21 protein-coding genes are annotated in these 19755 nt (G+C 45.7%); 16 read left to right on the top strand and 5 right to left on the bottom strand.

Going from position 1 to position 19755, the window contains the following annotated elements; all coding sequences use genetic code 11:
• The first annotated feature begins 95 nt into the window (after positions 1 to 95).
• Together J2Z28_RS24330 and J2Z28_RS24325 are read left to right on the top strand one after the other, a co-directional pair.
• The gene (locus tag J2Z28_RS24330; RefSeq protein ID WP_211084620.1) at positions 96 to 812 is read left to right on the top strand and encodes a glycosyltransferase; all 717 of its coding nucleotides are present in this window, start codon (positions 96 to 98) and stop codon (positions 810 to 812) included.
• 250 nt (positions 813 to 1062) lie between these two features.
• Positions 1063 to 1593 carry a GNAT family N-acetyltransferase gene (locus tag J2Z28_RS24325; protein ID WP_211084619.1) on the top strand — a complete coding sequence of 177 codons (531 nt, stop codon included), beginning with the start codon at positions 1063 to 1065 and terminating at the stop codon, positions 1591 to 1593.
• Between the two features lie 144 nt (positions 1594 to 1737).
• Here J2Z28_RS24325 and J2Z28_RS24320 read toward each other — a convergent pair whose 3' ends face one another.
• Positions 1738 to 1908, bottom strand: a complete 171-nt coding sequence (locus tag J2Z28_RS24320) for a hypothetical protein (RefSeq protein WP_211084618.1) — start codon at positions 1906 to 1908, stop codon at positions 1738 to 1740.
• Positions 1905 to 3143, bottom strand: a complete 1239-nt coding sequence (locus J2Z28_RS24315; RefSeq protein WP_211084617.1) for a glycosyltransferase family 4 protein — start codon at positions 3141 to 3143, stop codon at positions 1905 to 1907. Before J2Z28_RS24315 ends, J2Z28_RS24320 begins: the two co-directional genes overlap by 4 nt.
• A 186-nt stretch (positions 3144 to 3329) precedes the next feature.
• Between J2Z28_RS24315 and J2Z28_RS24310 the strand changes: the two genes are divergently transcribed.
• Positions 3330 to 3689: a hypothetical protein gene (locus J2Z28_RS24310; protein ID WP_211084616.1), complete on the top strand. Its 360-nt coding sequence runs from the start codon at positions 3330 to 3332 to the stop codon at positions 3687 to 3689.
• A gap of 219 nt (positions 3690 to 3908) precedes the next feature.
• The gene (locus J2Z28_RS24305; protein WP_235193922.1) at positions 3909 to 5438 is read left to right on the top strand and encodes a DHA2 family efflux MFS transporter permease subunit; all 1530 of its coding nucleotides are present in this window, start codon (positions 3909 to 3911) and stop codon (positions 5436 to 5438) included.
• 65 nt (positions 5439 to 5503) lie between these two features.
• Here the strand turns inward: J2Z28_RS24305 and J2Z28_RS24300 are convergent, their stop codons facing one another.
• Positions 5504 to 6577, bottom strand: coding sequence for a glycosyltransferase family 4 protein (locus J2Z28_RS24300; RefSeq protein ID WP_342357547.1), 1074 nt, complete (start codon positions 6575 to 6577; stop codon positions 5504 to 5506).
• A 436-nt stretch (positions 6578 to 7013) separates the two neighbouring features.
• Between J2Z28_RS24300 and J2Z28_RS24295 the strand changes: the two genes are divergently transcribed.
• The 8 genes from J2Z28_RS24295 (at position 7014) to J2Z28_RS24260 (ending at position 14891) form a co-directional block, all read left to right on the top strand.
• Positions 7014 to 8135 (top strand): ABC transporter ATP-binding protein, encoded by a 1122-nt coding sequence (locus tag J2Z28_RS24295; RefSeq protein WP_211084614.1) that lies wholly within the window; start codon positions 7014 to 7016, stop codon positions 8133 to 8135.
• The gene (locus tag J2Z28_RS24290; RefSeq protein WP_211084613.1) at positions 8132 to 8848 is read left to right on the top strand and encodes an ABC transporter permease subunit; all 717 of its coding nucleotides are present in this window, start codon (positions 8132 to 8134) and stop codon (positions 8846 to 8848) included. Before J2Z28_RS24295 ends, J2Z28_RS24290 begins: the two co-directional genes overlap by 4 nt.
• A 4-nt stretch (positions 8849 to 8852) precedes the next feature.
• Complete coding sequence (locus tag J2Z28_RS24285) at positions 8853 to 10247, top strand: GldG family protein (protein ID WP_211084612.1); 1395 nt, start codon at positions 8853 to 8855, stop codon at positions 10245 to 10247.
• Positions 10244 to 11260 carry a DUF4340 domain-containing protein gene (locus tag J2Z28_RS24280; RefSeq protein WP_211084611.1) on the top strand — a complete coding sequence of 339 codons (1017 nt, stop codon included), beginning with the start codon at positions 10244 to 10246 and terminating at the stop codon, positions 11258 to 11260. The genes J2Z28_RS24285 and J2Z28_RS24280 overlap by 4 nt, the downstream gene beginning before the upstream one ends.
• Positions 11261 to 11525: 265 nt before the next feature.
• On the top strand, positions 11526 to 12515 hold the full coding sequence (locus tag J2Z28_RS24275) for a YhcN/YlaJ family sporulation lipoprotein (RefSeq protein ID WP_211084610.1): 990 nt from the start codon (positions 11526 to 11528) through the stop codon (positions 12513 to 12515).
• 450 nt (positions 12516 to 12965) lie between these two features.
• A complete protein-coding gene (locus J2Z28_RS24270) occupies positions 12966 to 13574 on the top strand; it encodes a type IV toxin-antitoxin system AbiEi family antitoxin domain-containing protein (protein ID WP_211084609.1) in 609 nt (202 codons plus the stop codon).
• Positions 13574 to 14494 carry a nucleotidyl transferase AbiEii/AbiGii toxin family protein gene (locus tag J2Z28_RS24265; protein WP_211084608.1) on the top strand — a complete coding sequence of 307 codons (921 nt, stop codon included), beginning with the start codon at positions 13574 to 13576 and terminating at the stop codon, positions 14492 to 14494. Before J2Z28_RS24270 ends, J2Z28_RS24265 begins: the two co-directional genes overlap by 1 nt.
• Positions 14495 to 14666: 172 nt before the next feature.
• Positions 14667 to 14891, top strand: a complete 225-nt coding sequence (locus tag J2Z28_RS24260) for a helix-turn-helix domain-containing protein (RefSeq protein ID WP_017692532.1) — start codon at positions 14667 to 14669, stop codon at positions 14889 to 14891.
• Between the two features lie 353 nt (positions 14892 to 15244).
• Here J2Z28_RS24260 and J2Z28_RS31365 read toward each other — a convergent pair whose 3' ends face one another.
• Positions 15245 to 15385, bottom strand: a complete 141-nt coding sequence (locus tag J2Z28_RS31365) for a hypothetical protein (RefSeq protein ID WP_244988495.1) — start codon at positions 15383 to 15385, stop codon at positions 15245 to 15247.
• 226 nt (positions 15386 to 15611) lie between these two features.
• Here J2Z28_RS31365 and J2Z28_RS24250 point away from each other — a divergent pair, with 226 nt between their 5' ends.
• Complete coding sequence (locus tag J2Z28_RS24250) at positions 15612 to 16151, top strand: DUF4303 domain-containing protein (protein ID WP_211084607.1); 540 nt, start codon at positions 15612 to 15614, stop codon at positions 16149 to 16151.
• A 141-nt stretch (positions 16152 to 16292) separates the two neighbouring features.
• On the opposite strand, the gene J2Z28_RS24245 is transcribed toward J2Z28_RS24250, so the two are convergent.
• Complete coding sequence (locus J2Z28_RS24245; protein ID WP_211084606.1) at positions 16293 to 16640, bottom strand: hypothetical protein; 348 nt, start codon at positions 16638 to 16640, stop codon at positions 16293 to 16295.
• Positions 16641 to 16786: 146 nt separating this feature from the next.
• Between J2Z28_RS24245 and J2Z28_RS24240 the strand changes: the two genes are divergently transcribed.
• Genes J2Z28_RS24240 through nagA form a run of 3 tightly spaced genes read left to right on the top strand, consistent with a single transcriptional unit; the run spans position 16787 to position 19605 of the window.
• Positions 16787 to 17650: a MurR/RpiR family transcriptional regulator gene (locus J2Z28_RS24240; protein ID WP_211084605.1), complete on the top strand. Its 864-nt coding sequence runs from the start codon at positions 16787 to 16789 to the stop codon at positions 17648 to 17650.
• A 9-nt stretch (positions 17651 to 17659) separates the two neighbouring features.
• Positions 17660 to 18388, top strand: a complete 729-nt coding sequence (gene nagB, locus J2Z28_RS24235; protein WP_211084633.1) for a glucosamine-6-phosphate deaminase — start codon at positions 17660 to 17662, stop codon at positions 18386 to 18388.
• Positions 18385 to 19605 carry an N-acetylglucosamine-6-phosphate deacetylase gene (gene nagA, locus J2Z28_RS24230; protein WP_211084604.1) on the top strand — a complete coding sequence of 407 codons (1221 nt, stop codon included), beginning with the start codon at positions 18385 to 18387 and terminating at the stop codon, positions 19603 to 19605. The genes nagB and nagA overlap by 4 nt, the downstream gene beginning before the upstream one ends.
• The last annotated feature ends 150 nt before the right edge of the window (positions 19606 to 19755 follow it).

The raw sequence follows: 19755 nt of genomic DNA, 5'->3' as shown, positions 1-19755 counted from the left end.
TAGGGAGGGCAGTTAAGAAAGCCAAAAGATGGCTGATTAACGCCCTCTTTGCGCAGAATTTTACCCTAAGACAGTAAGAGGAGGGGAAGGCCCGAATGGAGCCAAAAGTATCAATCGTCATTCCTTTTTACAATTGTGCTTATATCGAGCAGGCTGTTCACAGTGCCATTCACCAGACGTATCCGCATATCGAAGTCATCGTGGTGGATGATGGGTCAACCGAGCACGTGGAGCGGCTACAGCCATTCATGGGTTCCATCCACTATATTCGCAAAGAAAACGGTGGAACCGCGACGGCATTAAATGAGGGCATCAAGCAGGCAACAGGGGATTACTTTGTCTGGCTTAGCTCGGATGATGTGATGCTACTGGATCGGGTGGAGAAACAACTGAAGTTTATGCGAGAGGTCAAGGCTTCATTCTGTCATGGTGCCTACCATTATGTGAATGAGAAGAGTGAATGGTTGGATACGGTGCATCCGGAAGTGGGAAGTCGTCTGGAGATGTTGCAGGTACTGCTGGAAGGTTGTCCGATCAACGGCTGTACTGTCATGTTAGAGATGGAAGCATTTGAGCGGTTCGGACTGTTCGACACTGATTTTCGCTACACCCATGACTATGAGATGTGGATGAGGCTGTTTCCAATGTATGAGCTGTTCTACTACAATGAACCTCTGATGTGTTACCGATTGCATGAGTCAATGGGAACCAAACGTCACTTCAAGGCACTGGTTGCCGAGATGGAAAAAGTTCAAGAGAAGCATAGACCTATTTTACTCAATTTGCTTCAGGTTGGCGGGTATTGGAAGTAGATGGATTTGGCAATGATGGCTGAATGGAATAGATGTTAAATGGACAGGAGAGCACCCTTATGAAGCACTTTTTAAGTGTTATAAGTGGTAAGCTCTTTTTTTGCTCTATGGACAGATACGTGGACAGAAAGGGTGAACGATTGCTGAAGTCTCTGTATAATGAAATGATTCATACACGGAAGGGACTGGACTATGCGCAGATATCAATATCTTAAACCCAACTATTAATAAACTAATGGAGGTAAGAGTATTGATTACAGAGTTACACACAGAACGGTTATATTTGCGAAAAATGAACGTATCGGATGCGGCCAGCTTGTTTAAGGTTTGGTCTGATCCGGATGTGACTAGATTTATGAATATCACTCATTTTACAGATGAAAATCAAGCTATAGCCATGATTAATCTTCTGAATGATCTTTCTCAGGAAAACAAGGCCATTCGGTTCTCTATCTTTGCGCAAGAGTCCAACGAAATCATAGGTTCCTGTGGTTATAATTCACTGGATTTTGACAATCTTAAAGCAGAAATTGGGTATGACATTGCCAGATCACACTGGGGGAAAGGATATGCTACGGAAGCGATCTCTTCTTTGTTAGCTCATGCATTCTCAACTATGAAGCTGAATCGAATGGAAGCAAAGGTTGACCCCAGTAATGTGAATTCTATCAAGCTATTACAAAAGCTCAATTTCACATATGAAGGCACTCTCAGAGCATACGAGAGGGTAGGCGAAACGTTCAGTGATCTGAGTATGTATTCCAAGTTGGCGACAGATTAGAGAGATCTGTAATAGCGTGTTCTCGGTCCGTTAGAACACATATGAAGCGAGAAAGGGGTGTCCTCAGTCATTCATATGACAGATGGGACACCCCTTGTTTGATATTTCGGCATATTATATGAAGACGGTATGTCATTGGACGACTTAATCTTTTGAATTCATGATCGCCATGGATGCAGGATCGGGAAATACATATCCTTTAGGCAGCTTCTTCATCAATTCATTCATTACAGCGTAATCCACGTTGATGTGAGGTGTGGAAACTGGAGTCGAAAACCAGCGGTTGTATAGATCACTCGGTACAAGTAACGTCATATCGTATGTCCTCCTCTGTAGATGGCTTCTTGGTAGACTTGAAATGTACGCAATCCCATCACTTCCAGTGAACGGTGTTGTTCAGCCCAAGCTTTCGCCGCCGCACCCACTGTTCTTCGGGTAACATCATCCTCAAGTAGTGCATTCAACAGTTCACGGAGCGAGTCGACATCCTGCGGAGGAACAACCCATCCCGTACGTCCAGGTTCAACCATCTCGGGCATGCCGGCTGTACCACTGACGATAACAGGTACACCCGCCAGTTGCGCTTCGGTAACGGAGAACGGCTGGGTGTCCTGCAGACTGGGTTGGACATATATGTCTGCATGGCGCAGGAAGGAAGGAATATTGTCCAACTTGCCCCAGAACACAACATCCGCTCCAATACCCGTTGACGCGGCCTGTGCTCGCAATTCATCGGTTAGATTGCCCTCTCCTGCGATCCAGCAGACCCAATCGGAACGTTTATTTTTCAGACTGGCTAAGGCCTTGATTAACACATGAACGCCCTTGATGTATTCAAGTCGTCCGGTAAAGGCAATGACTTTCTTGCCCGCAGGTGGTCGCTGGCGGAACTTCACAGCTGCTGAGGCACGGTAGGCTGGCAGATCTACAGCATAGGGAATCTGTCTGAACTTTGATTCAGGAACGGCAAGCTCTGTAAGCGTACTCTTGATCCAGTGGCTTGACACGAGAATGAGCTCGGACTGTGCTGCACTTCGTTCTTCCAATGAGAGAAAATAACGTCCACGCTTGGATTGCAAATATGAAGGGAGAGTAAGCTGTGGGTTGGAATTTTGAGCATCGTAAAAGGCTTCGCGTGCAAGAGCGCCATGATAGCTTGTAACCAGTGGGATACTGCGGTTCAAGATGCGTTTTATGGCTACGGCAGCTACCGGATCTTGCGCATGAATAACATCATAGTGGTCCACCCCCAGATAAGCGGCCGCCATCTCGAAGGCATATCTATTCAGTTCATAATAAGCGAGAAGAGGATCGGCAGTGAATTGTGGCAGATCAGTCGGATTGAGTTTGGCTTGCAGCATGGGCCACACCTTATCCTTGGAGAAAGCGCGGTTCAGATTACGAACATATACTTCGTTATTGGCACCATTTGTGCCCATGATATCAACCTCTACACCAAGTGCGATTAGCCTGTCGGCCAGTTGTTTAACATATGTCCATATGCCTCCCATATGTGTAAGCTCCCAATACGTAACGAGCAGAACTTTCATAGCGACCTCCTTGTCACGGCCTGCACCGGCCGAGCTTCTATCCTTTTATTCTATGAAAAAAGAGGACCGGAAGGTCGGGCATTTCCGTGTAATTGGTCGAAAATGGGTGAATGCAAATGGCAATGGACGAGAGGAAGCATATCCTATGTACAGGAAGGTTCATGTGCTCCGAAGGAGGGATCTACAGTGGCGGTATATTTACTTGAAATTCATGAGAATCTGTTACAGACATTTGTTCCCGTCAAGTACATGGATGTGGAGTTGGCCTATGTGGGCGGCGAGGAAGGGACGGATGTATTTGTTGGTGGAACCAGTATGCACGGAGAACTGTACCGACACCTTTTTCACCTAATGTCAAATTCAGGGGGAGCGGGCGGTAATCAGGTCATTCATAATCTGGATGTGTCATCCGAGCCTTATGAACTTAGGGTCATCAGCAACAGTTCTTCACCGAATCATCTGGTTATTCGAATATATTGCAGAAGTATTCACGGTCAGACATTGGGCATACTGTCAGAATATCAGATGATGAAGCTTGCAGACTGATATGGACATCATTGCATAGTCATGATTAACCAACGTGTGGAGCAGGGAAGGTGCCTGTTCCATTTTTTTGTGGTGCATCCATAGTAGAATTGTCTGAAAAAAATAGCTTGACAGCAAAGGTATTTTCATTAGAATTAGATCAGTATTAAACGAAAGTTTAAAACGACGATTTAAAACGATAGTTTGAAATTAGTCGTCAATATAGGCTGAGTGAGACGCATGGATAAGCCTGCGATCTACTGGCTGGAAAAGAGTGTGGAGAACGTGAAAGAACAAACAGCAGTACCCCAGGAGCCGGCAGAGTTTTCGCTTAAAGCCATTATACTGCCACTCCTGGCAATTATCGTCGGAATGATTATGGTTATTCTGGACAGCACGGTGGTGAACGTGGCCATTCCGAATCTGGTTCAATATTTTGAGACGGATCTTAAAACGATCCAATGGACGGTTACGGGCTACACCTTGGCTTTATCTGCAGTTATTCCACTGGCAGGCTGGTTAACGGACCGTTTTGGTGCCAAAAGAGTGTTCCTGTTCACCATTGCCATGTTTACCTTGGGTTCTGTATTATGCTCGATCGCCCAATCGCCTGAGCAATTGATCATTTACCGTATCATTCAAGGCCTTGGTGGAGGCATGGTTGCTCCTATTGGTATGGCAATGGTCTTTCGTCTGGCTCCTCCTGAGCGAAGAGGTTCCATCATGGGGATGCTGGGAATTCCGATGCTGCTTGCCCCTGCATTGGGTCCGGTGTTGTCCGGGTGGTTTATTGAATCACTGAGCTGGCACTGGATCTTCCTGATTAACTTGCCCATTGGTATTGCAGCTTTCATCCTATGTATCAAGTTTCTGCCTGATACAGATCGTGGACGCACACCTGCACTAGATCTGCTCGGCATGATTCTGGCGCCAATTGCGTTCTCGATGCTCGCTTACGGTGTGAGTGAGGGTGGAACGAGCTGGACGTCTGCAACAACTTTGACGGGTGTCATTGTGGGTGGTGTAGCGCTCATTTTGTTCATTATTGTGGAGCTTCGCCATCAAAATCCATTGCTCGAACTCCGGGTATTCAAATCATCTGATTTCTCACGGGGAATTATTCTCGCATGGGTGTCACAAGTGGCGCTGTTCGGTGCGATGATCCTGATCCCGCTTTATCTGCAGCAGATCAAAGGGTACACTGCATTGGAAACTGGATTGATTCTGCTTCCACAGGCGTTGGCTTCCGGAGTGGGTATGCCGCTCGGTGGTCGGTTGTTTGATAAAATCGGTGCTAGACCTCTGGCCTTCGTGGGTCTGGGTATTATCTCGGGAGCATTGTTTATTCTGTCCTCTATTACGGCAGAGACAGGTCTTGGCCTGATTATAACGGCTCTGGTCATGATGGGTCTGGGTATGGGCTTGTCCATGATGCCACTCAATACGCATGTATTGAATGCTGCTCCGCGTAAGTTGGTTGGACGGGTTACACCGCTCACGGCCGCTGCACAGCAAGTGGTCGTGTCCTTTGCGGTTGCAGGGCTTACAGGTTTCCTTACTTCAAGAATCGCAGACAATACAACGAGTACAGAGCCGACCGCTATCGTTCATGGTTTGGTGGCTGGTTTCAATGATACGTTCTTCCTGGCCGCTTGTATTGCATTGTTCGGATGTTTGCTCAGTCTGATTCTGCGCAAACCAAAACCGATGCCGGAAGAAGAACTTCAAAATGGCGACAAGCCTGATCCCGCGATGATGATGGGACACTAAGATTCTATAAAAACCATAATAGGGCAGTTCAGAGAAATTTTGCTGAACTGCCTTTTTTGCTATGATCAATGGAAAATTCGCAGTGCTGTCATCATTTCACGGAAAGAAATGGCATATCGATCTGGTGAAAAAGACAAGCTCATATGCTGTCTGCCCTGAATGCGAATATACTCACGCAGTTTCTTGTTTTTCATGAGGTCCTTTGCTTCGGCTACAGCTGCCTTAACATCGCCAATCGGATAAAACTTTCCAGTCTTATTATGTGTGATAAATGAACGCACACCGTCCGAATCCGTACTGAGTACAGGGCAGCCACAAGAGATGGCTTCAGCGACGGCATAACCGAATCCTTCAAGCAGAGAAGTGGACAACATGATACCTCCTGAAGCCGCGATCATGGAATAGTAGATAGGCATCTGAGAATGGGGAACATTGATAAAGATGCCAATCTTATCTTCAAGCCCGTATTCTGCCAGCATGTGCCGGAACATGACTTCATCTTCTGGATTAGCCAAAGTTGGATCGTGGAACAACCATAGTCTGGCTTTTGGATTTTTTTTGACGAGTTCACTCGATATGATTAAATATTCACGCCAGTTTTTGTTGTGTTCAAGTCGTCCTACCCAAGCCAGCACCGGATAGGGTGGGGTATCCACCAAGATTGGTGCGAAGGTGTCGGTATCCAGCATATTGGGAATAACAAACCGATGAAGCCAAGGACAGATATGAATGAACATATCCAGCAGGTGGTCTGTGGGAGGTATAACGGCAGCATCGCAATGGGCTTGAAGGTAAGGGACACCCATCTGTATCGTTTCCAGAGCCTGATCGCGTGTTCCGAGTCCCTGCGCTTCAAAAATAATTCGTCCGGTATAACCAAGTCCTCTCAAGCGGCCGGGCATAGCGATGTCTGAAGTGGCAATGATGGCATCATAATGATGAGTATGGATGATATGATGGATATCCTCGTCACTGGACGCGGTGAAAATGGGTGTATCACTGTTGTTCTGCAATCCCGAGCCTGTGCTGAGATACAATAGGTGCGCTTCAATGCCATGGCGTTTCAGAACAGCGGTGCGCAGTCGATTTAACGTATCCACGCCACCGCTCGGAACATAAAACGTGAATAATACTTTCACACGATTCACCCTCTGACTTTTGGTCAGGAGCACATTCTCCTGTACTCTATGTTACGTTGGCTGTAAGCGCAGGGTGTGGGTGTTACTTGGATTGTTCACATTTTGGACAAAAAATTTTAAGCTGCCTTTTAAGTATCATTAAGCTGAGGCTAGGATAGCTCACGTAATATACAAGGAACTTCCCGTGTCTATCATCTATTACATAAGTTCAACATAACATTTACACGATAACGGAGAGGGCAGAAATAACTTGAAGAAGCGAAGCGTTCACCTTTATCACCGGATTTTTCCTTCTGAATGAAGGAATCAAAAAAATCTGGGGATAACAGTGATCGGAAGGTTATTCTGCCATCGGAGTGAAAGTGTAAATATTTTCAGTTGAATTTATATAACGAACGATGGTGCACGGGTATTTTAACGGGAAAGGATGAATGATGTGCTCGAAGTGAAACAGGTCAGCAAAGTTTACGAAGGGCAACGCGGCGTACATCAACTGGATTTCACCATGGAACGTGGTGAGATTGTTGGCTTTCTCGGACCCAATGGTGCCGGAAAAACAACAACGATGCGTATGATTACGGGTTATGTGCATCCATCCGCGGGTTCCATTATGGTGGATGGAGTATCGGTGCATGAGCAGGGTCAGCGTGTTCGTTCCAAGATTGGGTATCTGCCTGAAACGCCGCCACTGTATCCGGATATGACGGTGCAGTCCTATCTTAAATTCGTAGCCAATTTGCGAGATGTCCCGGCACGTGAGGTTAAGCTGCGGGTCAGTGAGATGGTTAGCAGACTGGGACTTCAGGGTCGGGAAAGGCAAATGGTACGTGGGTTATCCAAAGGATACAAGCAACGCCTCGGGCTAGCAGGAGCCATTATTCACAAGCCGGATCTGCTGGTTCTGGATGAGCCAACATCGGGCCTTGATCCAAATCAGATTATTGAGATCAGAGATCTGATTCGAGAACTGGGGGAGAACCATACGGTGCTGCTCAGTACGCATATTTTGCCTGAAGTGAGCACGCTATGTAATCGAATGTTGATCATCAATCAGGGACAGCTCGTGCTGGATGGTTCACCTCAGCATTTCGGATCAGCAATGGGGGATCAGTTCAAGGTATCGATTGAAGTGAAGGCCACTGCGGAGCAATTACATAATGTGCTGACACCATGGGAGAAGGTGCGGAGTGAAGTCATTCAAGCGTCGGATGCGAATACCGCCAAAGATACTTCACTTAATTCAGATTCGGCGAATACGGTTAAAATGTTGCTTACTGGAGAAAACTCGGAAGATTTCCGAGAGGAGCTGTTCTACCTTTTGTCAGGTTCAGGATTACCGATACTGGAGATGAAGAAGGAGAACCTGAGTCTGGAGCAAATCTTCCTGAAGCTGACCACAACCGAGGCAACAGACACAGACGCAAATTCGGCAGATGTGGATAAGGTTGCTGGGGCAGAGATGGATCAGGACGTAACTTCGGACATCGACTCGTCGAGTATATCGGGAACATCAGCCGATACTTCGCCCCAAGCTCACAAAGGGGAGGACTCCAAATGAGACGAATGATGGCGGTATGTAATAAAGAGCTACAAGCTTATTTTCTGTCACCAACGTCCTATTTTGCTTTTGCCGTATATGTACTGATGACCAGTCTGCTGTTCTATTCAAGCTTTGTATATTACCAGCCGAGCATTGTTGATTATCGTCTTGTGTTGGGGGACACGTTGTCCATGCTGCTGTTTGTTGTGCCATTGCTAACAATGCGACTGGTTGCAGAGGAATTTAGACAAGGAACGGATGAATTGCTGCTGACTTCTCCGGCACGTGTATCAGAAATTATTTTTGGCAAATATCTTGCTTCTCTGGCCATTCTGGTTGTGCTCATCCTGTGCAGTCTGGTGTACCCATTCATCATGTCGTTCTATGGGACATTGGATATGACGACGGTATGGATGTCTGCGCTGGGGTTATTTTTCCTGGGCGGAAGTATGATGGCGATTGGACTGTTCGCTTCTACATTATCCCAGCATCAGATGGTGTCTGCGGTGGCGGGTTTTATTATTTTGCTCGTTTTGTGGATGCTTGATTCATTCGCAGGCAATACAGGTTCTGCTTTACAGCAGTGGCTGGACCCGTTTGCCCTGACTAACCGATTCGACAGCTTCATGAAAGGTGTGCTTAGTGGGCCGGATATCTTGTATTATGTCACCCTTTCGGGTGTGTTTCTGCTGTTAAGCATTCAAATTGTGGAACGGAAGCGGTGGAGGTGAGAAGATGAAAAAATGGTTAAGTCATACCAACAGTACCGTGCTGTCCGTAGCGGTGATTGGCATCTTTATTTTGCTAACACTGTTCCTGAATTCACTTGGCGGCTTCCAGCTGGATCTGACCTCGAACAAACAATACACATTATCTGACCAGTCCCTTACTGCGATCAAAAATGTGAAGGATGACGTCAACATTCTGGTGTTAACCGTCGAAAATGCCAACAACACCGTCCTGAACCGTGAGGTCACGGATATGGTCAAGGAATACACGAAACGCAATAGCAAGTTGAAGCTAAAACAGTATAATCTGACGCAGGAACCTGCGCTTGCATCCAAATATGGCATAACAGGCAGCTCCATTGTGCTTGAGCAGGGAGATCAACACAAAGTGATTGATATCGCCAGTTTGTTCACCGCGACAGGTGACGGCAGTGACGGATCATATCAATTCACAGGTGAGGAAAAACTTACGCAGGCGCTCATGAATATGTCATCCACGGAGATGCACAAAATGGTCTTTTTGACTGGACATGAAGAGCTGAATCTCGCTCAGATGACTACGCTGCAATCCTCCTTGGAACAAAATAATGTGCAGACGGAAGAGTTACAGCTGAATCAAGCAGGAAAGGTTCCCGAAGATGCAGATGTGCTGGCCATTATTGGCCCACAACGTGATCTCAGTGATACGGAAATGAAAGCCATTCGCACGTATCTGAGTAATGGAGGCAAGCTGTTATTATCCCTCGGATTTGTGGAAGATATGAAATCCAGTTGGAAAAACATCGATGCTCTGATGGCTGATTATGGCGTCGTTGATGAGCATGCAGTCATGGTGGATAATCAGCAAGCCAGTACGATGGGGCCACTCTGGGTGGTGCCGGAGTATGGTACACATGCAATTACGGACAAACTTGCTGCAAGCCAATTGTATCCGATGTTGTCGTTGTCGATTGCGCTGACCAGCAAAGAACAGGATAAATATACCCTTTCACCGTTAATTCATTCTTCGAATGACAGTTATGGGGAGACGAATATCGGCGGTTTATTGCAGAATGAAACAACCAATGATGCCGAAGAGGACATTCAGGGACCCGTTGAATTAGGGTATGCAGCCGATACGACGGATGGTAAACCGAAGGCGGTTATTCTGGGCTCGTCCATTTTCATGCAGGATTCGGAAATTGCGAATGGCGGCAATCGGGACTTTATTTTAAATACGGTAAACTACTTGAGTGAGAAAGAAAATGGATTGACGATTCGCCCACGGGTACAAGCCGGGTATGAGACGGCATACCTGAATGGCGAACAGGCCAGAACGATTTTCTTCGTGGCTATTGTAGCATTCCCACTCATCTTTGTTATCATCGGTGTACTCTTATGGTGGAGGCGAAGACGAGTATGAGAAAATGGGTCCCAACGATTCTGGTGGTCATCGTACTAATTGTGGGCTGGGTGTACGCGGACAGTCAAAATTATTTTCGAGAAGAAGAAGCGGTGCAAGCCAAGTTGCTCGGTATTCAATCCGGGGATATCCAATCCATTACAATACATGACATAACGGAGGAGACATCTGGTGCAGCAGCAACTTCGACCCTGACGCTTGAAAATGGCGTATGGCAGATGGTTGAGCCAAAAGCCTATCCTCTGAACGGTTACAGTGTAAGTAGCTGGCTGGATGCTCTGAGTGGTGCAAATCAGGAACTGGTGGTGGAAGAAGCGCCGACGGATCTGGATAAGTACGGATTAGGAACAGATGCTACACGTATGGATATCAAACTCAAAGATAATCGGGAGATCAAAATGGCTATTGGTGGCCAGCTTCCAGCAGATGATGCACGTTATGTGCGTGTTGATTCGGGCCCTGTGGTTGCCGTGCAGACAGAGACGATTACCAGCATAGGTTTGTCTCGTCGTGATTTGTTGGACACTACACCTTTTAACATGGATGAGACAAATGTTGGGTCTCTGGAGTGGGAGGGTGAAGCAGCTACATGGATGTTGAAATCAACATCGGAGAACGGAGCGGCAGAGCAGACCTGGACATTGAATGGAAAAACGATTGAGGCCACAGATGCCGTATCTCTTATCGGCAAAATCAAAAACCTGTCGACGGCAGATGATGTGCGTAAAGCGTCCGAGCTAAAGAATTCGGTTCCACGATTCACCCTGTCTGTTGAAGAGACGGTCAATGGGCAACAAGTTCGAGATGTATATCGGGGGCTTACGGTGCCATCCGAATCGGATCAGATCTGGGTCATTACGCCGGATGGTCAATGGGCATATGCCATGGATGCTACGAGTCTAACGGAAGCCGAGAAATTCCCGGATACCATTAAAGCATCAACAACTTCGTCGGAAGAGACACCGAGTTCTGTAAATGACGCAACGACATCCTCTTCAACAGACGGGAAATGAGCCGGGCAGAAGATAAGTGATATTAATTGAGATGAGATGAGATGTAAATATTATTTTGATGCAGTGCTGCGAACAAAGCAGCACTGTTTTTTTTGTTTTAAAGGCAAATATCTCACTGCCCTCGAATCAAAACCCGAAGATCAAAGAACATGCCAGTAGACCAAAAATTACAGGGTAAGGTTCCATATCCTTTCAGCATATCGGTACGGTCAGAAGCGCATCCTATCTTTGTGACCAAAACCAACAAACATTGGAGGATGAGTACATGCCAGCAGTCAAAAAGGCAACAGCTATTACGTTATCATTATCTACTGCGATCTTTGTAATGGCCGGTTTGACAGGTTGTGGCACGAATCGGGATACCAACAATATGCACACGCAAAGTGTTCGTCAACAAGCGAACGGAATTAACCGTTATGGCGTGGAGTCCAATGGGATGGACGGTATTCGTGCGAAAAGTTATCGCATGCATAATGTCAATGACCTGAAATCCAGTGAAGAGCTGGCAAAACGCATCACGGAGATGAAAGAAGTTAAATCCGCCCGTGTCATGTTAACGGATCGTAATGCTTATGTAGCGGTTCGTTTGGCAGATGGTCATGCAGGCAAGTTAGAAAGCAAGTCCAATGGCCGTACGAGCATGCTGAATGGAACGATGCGTAATCATGCCAGTGATACCATGCGTGGGGGCAACATGAATCATGATATGGGTGGTATGCGTGTGAATGGCGGTACAAGCACAATGTCTCCGTACAGCACTAGCGGAATTGCTCCAGGACTGAACACGAATTCAGCAACGGATCGCAGCCATATGGGCAATGATCGTGGCATCTATGGCACGATGGGCACAGGCGCGGTTGGTATGATGCGTGGTCTGACGAACAGCGGCAAAGCACGTGGGACGGACGGTGGGCATTATGGTATGAAAAGTGAAGGACAACGTGTAGATAGCACGGATGATAACACATCAGCTGAGATTAAGGGTAAAATTTCAGCCAAAATCAAGCAGTTTGCACCGAACATCGAGAATGTATATGTATCAGCCAATCCGGATTTTGTGGAGCATGTGGAGAACTATGCCACAGATATGCGTAACGGTAAGCCCGTTAGTGGCATGATCGATACGTTCCAATCGATGGTGGAGCGCATCTTCCCAACGAACGGAACAGATACGAATCACCGTGATGGCATCCTTGACGATGGCCTGATGAACCGTAATAATAACGATGGCATGATGAACCGAATGAATCGGTAGTTCTTAAGACAGATGAACAAGTGTGCCTTTGCGCAGATGGTAACATCCGCTGCAGGGGCATGTTTGTTTTACATGATCTCTAATACATAATGTTTCTGCATGTTCTGTTAAATATGTTGCTAACTTCCTCATTCCAGCATCTGCAGAGGTAACACTTCCTACTACAAGCACAGCATTTACTTTGAATGTTTCTTTCAATAAACTCAGAATATTTGTCTTCCATACAGACAACAAAATGAAGTGCCATCTAATATTCTTGTGCTTCTAAAAAGGATTATGCTCTGCTCTTACGTCTAAGTGCAGAGTTTTTAGTGAATAATAAAGGGGATTGAAATTAGGGTATGGAATAGTTATGGATTAGAATGAATTTGGAAAGAAAATTCTGAACAGATCCAGATAAAGAAAGAAATGCACGCCCTTTTTCTTTCAAATGTGAATGGTGGTGAGTGTATGAACGAGAAAATTGTAGTTGCTGCAATGCGAGTATTTGAAGAACAGCATGGTTTTGCTCGAACAAAAGATTTTATAGAAGCAGGCGTATCTCCTTACTACATAAAAAAGCTGGAGTCCGCTGGTGAAATTGAACGGGTAAAGCAGGGGATTTACCGACAGTCTGGTCAATTTAATGAACCGCCCAATGAAATGGTTGAGGTATCCAAACTTGTTCCCAAAGGGGTGATATGTCTTCTCTCTGCGCTCTCCTTCTATGAACTGACAACTTACAATCCATGGGAATATCAGATTGCTATTCATCGTGGCGGTAAAAAGCCCAAGCTTCCAGACTATCCTCCTATTAAAGTAATCTATTTGGCAGATGTTCAATACAAAATTGGAATTGATGAAGTCTGTATCGATGGCTCGGCAGTTAAAATTTATGATCGTGAGAAAACAATTTGTGATATGGTGAGGTATCGTGAGAAGATTGGAATTGATTTGATGAAGGAAGGGCTGAGGAATTATCTTCAATCCCCCTACAAGAATATAACAAGGCTTGTCTCCTACGCTGATAAGCTACGAATTCGAACGGTTTTGCAAAAGTATCTGGAGGTGCTGATCTGATGAGTGAAATTAAAAATATCCCCGCCTCTGTTTCTGAACGTTTGAAAAATATAGCAAAAAAATCAGGAAAAGCATTTGATACCTTGCTGTTGCTTTATTTTCAGGAGCGATTCTTATATCGTTTATCCATTTCTGAGTACAGGGATAAATTCATTTTAAAGGGCGGGTTGTTTCTGTTCTCACAAACTCGATTCAAGGCACGTCCAACCAAAGACGTTGATTTTCTCGCCAGACAGATTGCTAATGAACTGGATTTATTAAGAGAGTTGTTTGTCTCCATTTGCTCAATAGCTGTTCCCACGGATGGTATTGTATTTCAGTTGGATGAACTGACAACGGAGAGAATTAAAGAAGATGCTGATTATGAGGGCGTAAGAATTAAAGTAACTGTTCTTTTAGGGCGGATGAGAAAAAGTTTGCAGTTTGATATCGGATTTGGCGATGTGGTGGTCCCTAAGCCGCAGCTTATTGAATATCCTGTTCTACTTGATATGGCAGCACCACAAGTGCAAGCCTACTCGAAGGAATCCGTCATTTCAGAAAAATTTGAAGCCATGATTACATTATCTGTAATGAATAGTCGAATGAAGGATTTTTATGATATTTATACGCTGTTAACAACGAACAACTTTGATGGTCGAATTCTTTACGAGGCAGTGTCCGAAACCTTTCAACAACGTGGTACAATATTTGAAAAAGAGCATCCTCTGTTTCATGAAGAATTTGCTGGAAATAAAGGTCGGACAAAACAGTGGCAGGCTTTTCTGCGTCGTTTAGGGGTTGAAGAGCAACTTGCATTTCAGGATGTGATGGATGCTCTTGTTTCTTTTCTTGAACCTGTTTATCATTCAATAATTGATGAGAAAGAGTTTTTTAGGTGCTGGAGTTATACCGAAAGGGCTTGGAATAACAATAATTGATTAATACATAAGTTTATGAACGATGCACCAACTATTTTAGAGCGATGTATGCAAATTACTGCCCATTTTTCTTATAAAACTGAACCAACGCCCTTGACCTGACATAAGATGAGTTGACTGTATCCCCTTAACCTTGTTACACCAACACAACCCGAGCAAGGAGGGGTGAACATTGAAGGGTATCGATCATAAAAGCAAATTTTTGTTGACCCACCGTGAACGCGAAGTATTCGAATTACTGGTTCAAGACAAAACAACGCGTGACATCGCAGGGCAGTTATTCATCAGCGAGAAAACGGTGCGTAACCATATTTCGAATGTGATGCAGAAACTCAATGTTAAGGGTCGTTCGCAGGCAGTTGTCGAGCTGATTAAGCTTGGAGAGCTGAAGATTTAGTTGCGGATTACAGTTAGGATTAAGTAGCAGCATGAAAGCCTTTCTCTATTCTTTGTCATGAAGAATGGGGCAAGGCTTTTTTGCTGTTGATTATAGTTTATTACATCAGATGATCCGCTGTTCTGGGATTGAGTCACCCAACCATGGTGTACAAAAATAAGCCACGTAACGACAACCATCAAAGGTTATCATTACATGGCTTATGTTGAGTATTGAACATCCATTAATTCAAAGTCGACTTTACATGAGGCTCCTGAAAAAAATTCTTCTACAACCTCAACATCGCTTCTGCTCGTATGAAATACATATAACTCGCGTGTCGGATGGAGCTTGTGCAATTCTTTATAACCGCTTCAGGCTTCTTGAGGATTATCATAGTTTTGAATAACAGCTATATCCTCTAGTTGACGGACACGGTTGCTGGAGCTTGCCTTGATTGCTTCCACAAGCACAAAACGATCTGGGTGTAATTCAGTAATCTCTCCCCATTTCATCGGCGTCACCTCACTTGGATAGTCGTATTTTTATTATACCATAGTTGTTTAAGGATGCAGGAAGTGAGCGCGTTAATTGTAATTATGTGGTACCTTGTAGTTATCGAGAGACCTATATAGCAACAGGGCGGGGAAATGAATATCTCGTTAACCGTTTCGGCCCGAATCAATGGTTTGAAAAGACATTTGAATCTTAAACTGCATTGAAAATGAAAGGATGAGCTGAATGGATCGCTTTTTAAATGAATTCGAAGACCATTTTCGTGCGGGGTTTCTACCCGATCTGGAACAAACGCTGGCTAAGGTGCAGCATGAAAAAGTATATGCTTGTGCTTTTGGAACGGACAGTGATTGGGTTACCCTGTTTTTGGCGGTAAATACAGAGGAATCCCTTGCTGGGCATATTGTGAGTATGAAAGAGCAAGGGCTATGTGATAGTGAGGAGGACGAGATCTATTACAGATGGGGCTGCTCCGAATATCGGTATGGCGAGGATACGCACTTTAACCACATCAGCCGATTGTTGTATGCAACAGAAGAGGTCCAGAAGTATAAGGATGAGATCATGCGAATCATCTCCAAAGTCGTGAATGAGACAGCGGATGACGTTTTTGCTCGATATGGACAAGCCAAAGCAGATATTACGTTCTTTGTTTCTCTAACAGATGACGATCTGGCGGAGGAGATTGAAAATCAATCGGTTCATCAAATGACTGTCCCCAGCTTAGCCAGCAAGTTTTTAAAACGATATGATGGCATCAGTTAGAACGAGTTAACTTGAGTTAAATTGAATCAAAATGAATTGAATCGTTGTACCGCGAAAGTCTTTCCTATTCTTTTATCCAAAGAAGGGAAGAGGCTTTTTTTGTTTTAACGTGAAAAAATGAAACAACCGAATTCATATCACTTATTGATTCCTATTCATTTGAATGAACATCCTCCATCTTTTCTTCGAAAATGGCTGATAAAAGAGCTGCTCCAATTCCTCGAATTGTGCTTCGTTCAGATGAAGATGGAGCGCTCTTTTTGCTATTTTGGCGGCAGGCTGGGAAGAAGATTTCCGGCCTCCGGCTTTTCGTTTGATCGGAATATGAAATTGCAGCAGGTCTTCGAGCTGATTCCAGCCTTCCCAACTCAGTCTACCTCCGCGTTTCCAATCGATAGCATAGAGGGCATAATAGGCATGTGCTTCTGTTTGTTTGGTAGCCATAATCCAGGTGGAAGGAATGAACTTTCTCCGTTGTCTTTTATTCATTGAATTGCTCCTTCTTTTGATATTGCAAAAGTCATGTTAAATTCCTCTTGATTTGCAGGATGGTCTTGATTAAAATGAAGTTATAAAAATGATTTTCTTAATTTATTAAAAATAAATAAAAATAATTTTCATAAAGCGAGGTCCTTATGGCAGCCATATTACGTGCGTTGCAGCAAGAACTGAATAACCTTCCGTCTCAGGAGCGACGTATCGCCGAAGTCATTATGCAATCTCCATCGGACATTCCCGGCTGGACGATTAGTCATCTGGCAGAGCAGAGTGGCACAAGTGCGGCGACGGTGACCCGCTTTTGCAAGTCGTTTCATTTCAAAGGTTTTCCCGATTTCAAAATGAAGCTCGCCGCAGAATTATCCCACGCATCTGATGAAACGGCGTATCAGGATATTGTAGCGGGCAATTCCCTATCCAAAATTGTTGAAGCTATCGAAGCCAACCACCTCGCGTCTATTTCAGATACCACCCGTTTGCTGGATTTGGGCAGATTGGAGCAAACCGTTCAATTATTGTGCCAGGCTCGCCGCGTCGATCTGTACGGTGTGGCGACCTCGTCGATTGTTACACAGGATTTCTATCAGAAATTGGTGCGGATCGGCAAAAGCTGTACGGCTTTCTCCGACTCACACATGCAGATTACATCCGCATCTTCGCTCGCAGAGGGAGATGTGGCGATGGCCGTATCCTATTCAGGCGAAACACCAGAGACCATCGATGCCCTGCATTGTGCCAAACAGGCCGGAGCTTCTACGATTTCACTGACTTCCTATGGCAGCAACAAGCTTGCAACTGTATCCGATATCCCACTCTTTACGTCCTCTCTGGAAGAAGGCATGAGGCGTGGAGATATGGCTTCCCGTATTGCACTCCTGCATGTGGTCGATATTTTGTTCACAGGCATGGTAAGTGCCGACTTCGACCGTTTTATCCCCAGACTGGAACAATCCTATCATAATGTGCAATCTTATCGAGTCCAACACAACGGAGGTGCCTGACAGATGAAGATGAATATACGAATTTTTGAAAATGAAGAAGATTTGAACGCCACAGGTGCTGGCCTCATTGCCAGCTTGTTGCAGACCAAACCACGGGCTGTACTGGGGCTTGCGACAGGAAGTTCTCCTGTAGGCATATATAAACAGCTTATCACGTTATATCAGAAGGGGCTTGTCAGCTTCTCACAGGCTTCTTCTTTTAATCTCGATGAGTATGTCGGACTTCCAACAGAACATCGTGAAAGTTACCGCAGTTTCATGAACGAACAATTATTCAATCATATCGATATGGATCTTGCCAGAACGCTTGTGCCTGATGGTCAGGCTGCAGATCTGGAACAGGAATGTAATTCCTATGAACAAAGGCTGGACGATCGTGGACCGGTAGACCTTCAACTGCTGGGCATCGGACATAATGGTCATATTGGCTTCAATGAACCAGGAACTGAACTTACAGGACGAACGCATGTCGTGGATCTGAAAGACGAAACGCGAAAGGCAAACGCACGCTTCTTTGACAGCCTTGAGGAGGTTCCGGCTCAGGCGATTACAATGGGTGTCGGTACCATTCTGAAAGCCAAACAGATTCTGCTCATTGCCCGTGGCGAGGAAAAAGCCGAGATTATTCGCGAAGCTTTTACGGGCCCAATCACAACGGCCTGTCCTGCATCGCTTTTGCAATGTCATCCAAATGTGGTGGTACTGCTGGACCGTGCAGCAGGGAGGCTGGTGAGATGACCGGAGCGAATAGCCATGAACCTGGGAGCCAGCGTGATGAAAATATTTCTCTTCTTCGGGGCAAGCTGCTCCTTTCAAATGAAATATTGGAAGACGGTGTATTAGCTTGGAGGGATGAGAAAATCCTCTATGCTGGGTTACCTGAAGGTCTGCCCGAACAGATTCGAAGAGAGGCTTTGCCGCTGTCTGTACCGGAACGCGGCCTCATTGTGCCTGGGTTCATTGATATCCATGTGCATGGTGGGAACGGAGAAGACTTTATGGACGCAAGCCCGGAGGTGCTGGACAAGATCTCTTCTTTTCATAGTACGCAAGGAACAACAGCGATGCTTGCAACTTCCATGACGGCTCCGAAAGAGCGACTGGACAGCGTACTTGCTGAAGTGGACCGCTACCGTTCCGGTGAAATGCCATATGCACAGCTTGAGGGCGTACATCTGGAAGGTCCATTTTTCAGTCCGAAATGGCCTGGTGCGCAAAATCCGGAACACATCATTCTGCCTGATGTATCTTGGCTTGAAGCATGGGAAAAGCAACATCCCGGCCTAATCCGTCAAGTCACGCTGGCACCGGAACGTGAAGGCGCGCTGGAAGTCATTTCATGGTTGCGAGAACAACGAATTACAGCGGCACTTGGTCACACGGATGCGACCTATGAAGAGGTGGAGCGGGCAGTGGAAGCCGGACTGCACCATGCAGTACATACGTTCAATGCCATGACACCACTACATCACCGGCTGCCGGGTGCTGCCGGAGCCGTGCTGAGTGATCCACGCATCAGTGCTGAGGTGATTGCCGATGGTATTCACGTACACCCTGCGGCGATCTCAATCCTCGCTCAGCTGAAGCAACATGATGATCAACTCGTGTTGATTACAGATGCCATGTCTGCTGCGGGACTGGATGACGGAGAATACAAGATCGGCGACCTACCCGTAATCGTGAAGCATGGCGAGGCCAGACTGAAGGACGGCGGCGCATTGGCGGGAAGCACACTGACGATGATTCGCGGTTTCCGTTACCTGGTACAGGAAGTGGGTTTGAGCCTGAACGCTGCATCACGTGCAGCAAGTCTGACCCCGGCACGCCTGCTGGGCATTGATCACCGGACAGGTTCCCTGGCTCAAGGAAAACAGGCAGATATTGTTTTGCTGAATGCGGAGCTGGATATTGAGGGTGTGTGGGTGAAGGGCAGACGGATCGGCGAGTCATATTAGATTCAGAGAATTAGTATCGTGTTAATAACTCTCATTTGGTATGCATCAGTCTTCGGAGTTAAAACTTGGCTTTTATCTGTGGAGAGGCAACACCTTGCACAATATGTTAAAATAGATCTCAAAAAGACGGGATCTGCGGATCACGCATAA

The organism is Paenibacillus xylanexedens, from assembly GCF_017874615.1.
Classification (GTDB): domain Bacteria; phylum Bacillota; class Bacilli; order Paenibacillales; family Paenibacillaceae; genus Paenibacillus; species Paenibacillus xylanexedens.
This window is presented reverse-complemented; position numbering and strand designations above follow the sequence as displayed.

What these genes read in the sequence shown, in the direction of transcription:
- J2Z28_RS24290 (WP_211084613.1), top strand. Translation starts at nt 8,132, where the DNA reads ATGAGACGAATGATGGCGGTATGTAATAAAGAGCTACAAGCTTATTTT.
- J2Z28_RS24275 (WP_211084610.1), top strand. Translation starts at nt 11,526, where the DNA reads ATGCCAGCAGTCAAAAAGGCAACAGCTATTACGTTATCATTATCTACT.
- nagB (WP_211084633.1), top strand. Translation starts at nt 17,660, where the DNA reads ATGAATATACGAATTTTTGAAAATGAAGAAGATTTGAACGCCACAGGT.
- J2Z28_RS24270 (WP_211084609.1), top strand. Translation starts at nt 12,966, where the DNA reads ATGAACGAGAAAATTGTAGTTGCTGCAATGCGAGTATTTGAAGAACAG.
- J2Z28_RS24320 (WP_211084618.1), bottom strand. Translation starts at nt 1,908, where the DNA reads ATGACGTTACTTGTACCGAGTGATCTATACAACCGCTGGTTTTCGACT.
- J2Z28_RS24305 (WP_235193922.1), top strand. Translation starts at nt 3,909, where the DNA reads ATGGATAAGCCTGCGATCTACTGGCTGGAAAAGAGTGTGGAGAACGTG.
- J2Z28_RS24280 (WP_211084611.1), top strand. Translation starts at nt 10,244, where the DNA reads ATGAGAAAATGGGTCCCAACGATTCTGGTGGTCATCGTACTAATTGTG.
- nagA (WP_211084604.1), top strand. Translation starts at nt 18,385, where the DNA reads ATGACCGGAGCGAATAGCCATGAACCTGGGAGCCAGCGTGATGAAAAT.
- J2Z28_RS24285 (WP_211084612.1), top strand. Translation starts at nt 8,853, where the DNA reads ATGAAAAAATGGTTAAGTCATACCAACAGTACCGTGCTGTCCGTAGCG.
- J2Z28_RS24315 (WP_211084617.1), bottom strand. Translation starts at nt 3,143, where the DNA reads ATGAAAGTTCTGCTCGTTACGTATTGGGAGCTTACACATATGGGAGGC.
- J2Z28_RS31365 (WP_244988495.1), bottom strand. Translation starts at nt 15,385, where the DNA reads ATGAAATGGGGAGAGATTACTGAATTACACCCAGATCGTTTTGTGCTT.
- J2Z28_RS24240 (WP_211084605.1), top strand. Translation starts at nt 16,787, where the DNA reads ATGGCAGCCATATTACGTGCGTTGCAGCAAGAACTGAATAACCTTCCG.
- J2Z28_RS24250 (WP_211084607.1), top strand. Translation starts at nt 15,612, where the DNA reads ATGGATCGCTTTTTAAATGAATTCGAAGACCATTTTCGTGCGGGGTTT.
- J2Z28_RS24245 (WP_211084606.1), bottom strand. Translation starts at nt 16,640, where the DNA reads ATGAATAAAAGACAACGGAGAAAGTTCATTCCTTCCACCTGGATTATG.
- J2Z28_RS24330 (WP_211084620.1), top strand. Translation starts at nt 96, where the DNA reads ATGGAGCCAAAAGTATCAATCGTCATTCCTTTTTACAATTGTGCTTAT.
- J2Z28_RS24265 (WP_211084608.1), top strand. Translation starts at nt 13,574, where the DNA reads ATGAGTGAAATTAAAAATATCCCCGCCTCTGTTTCTGAACGTTTGAAA.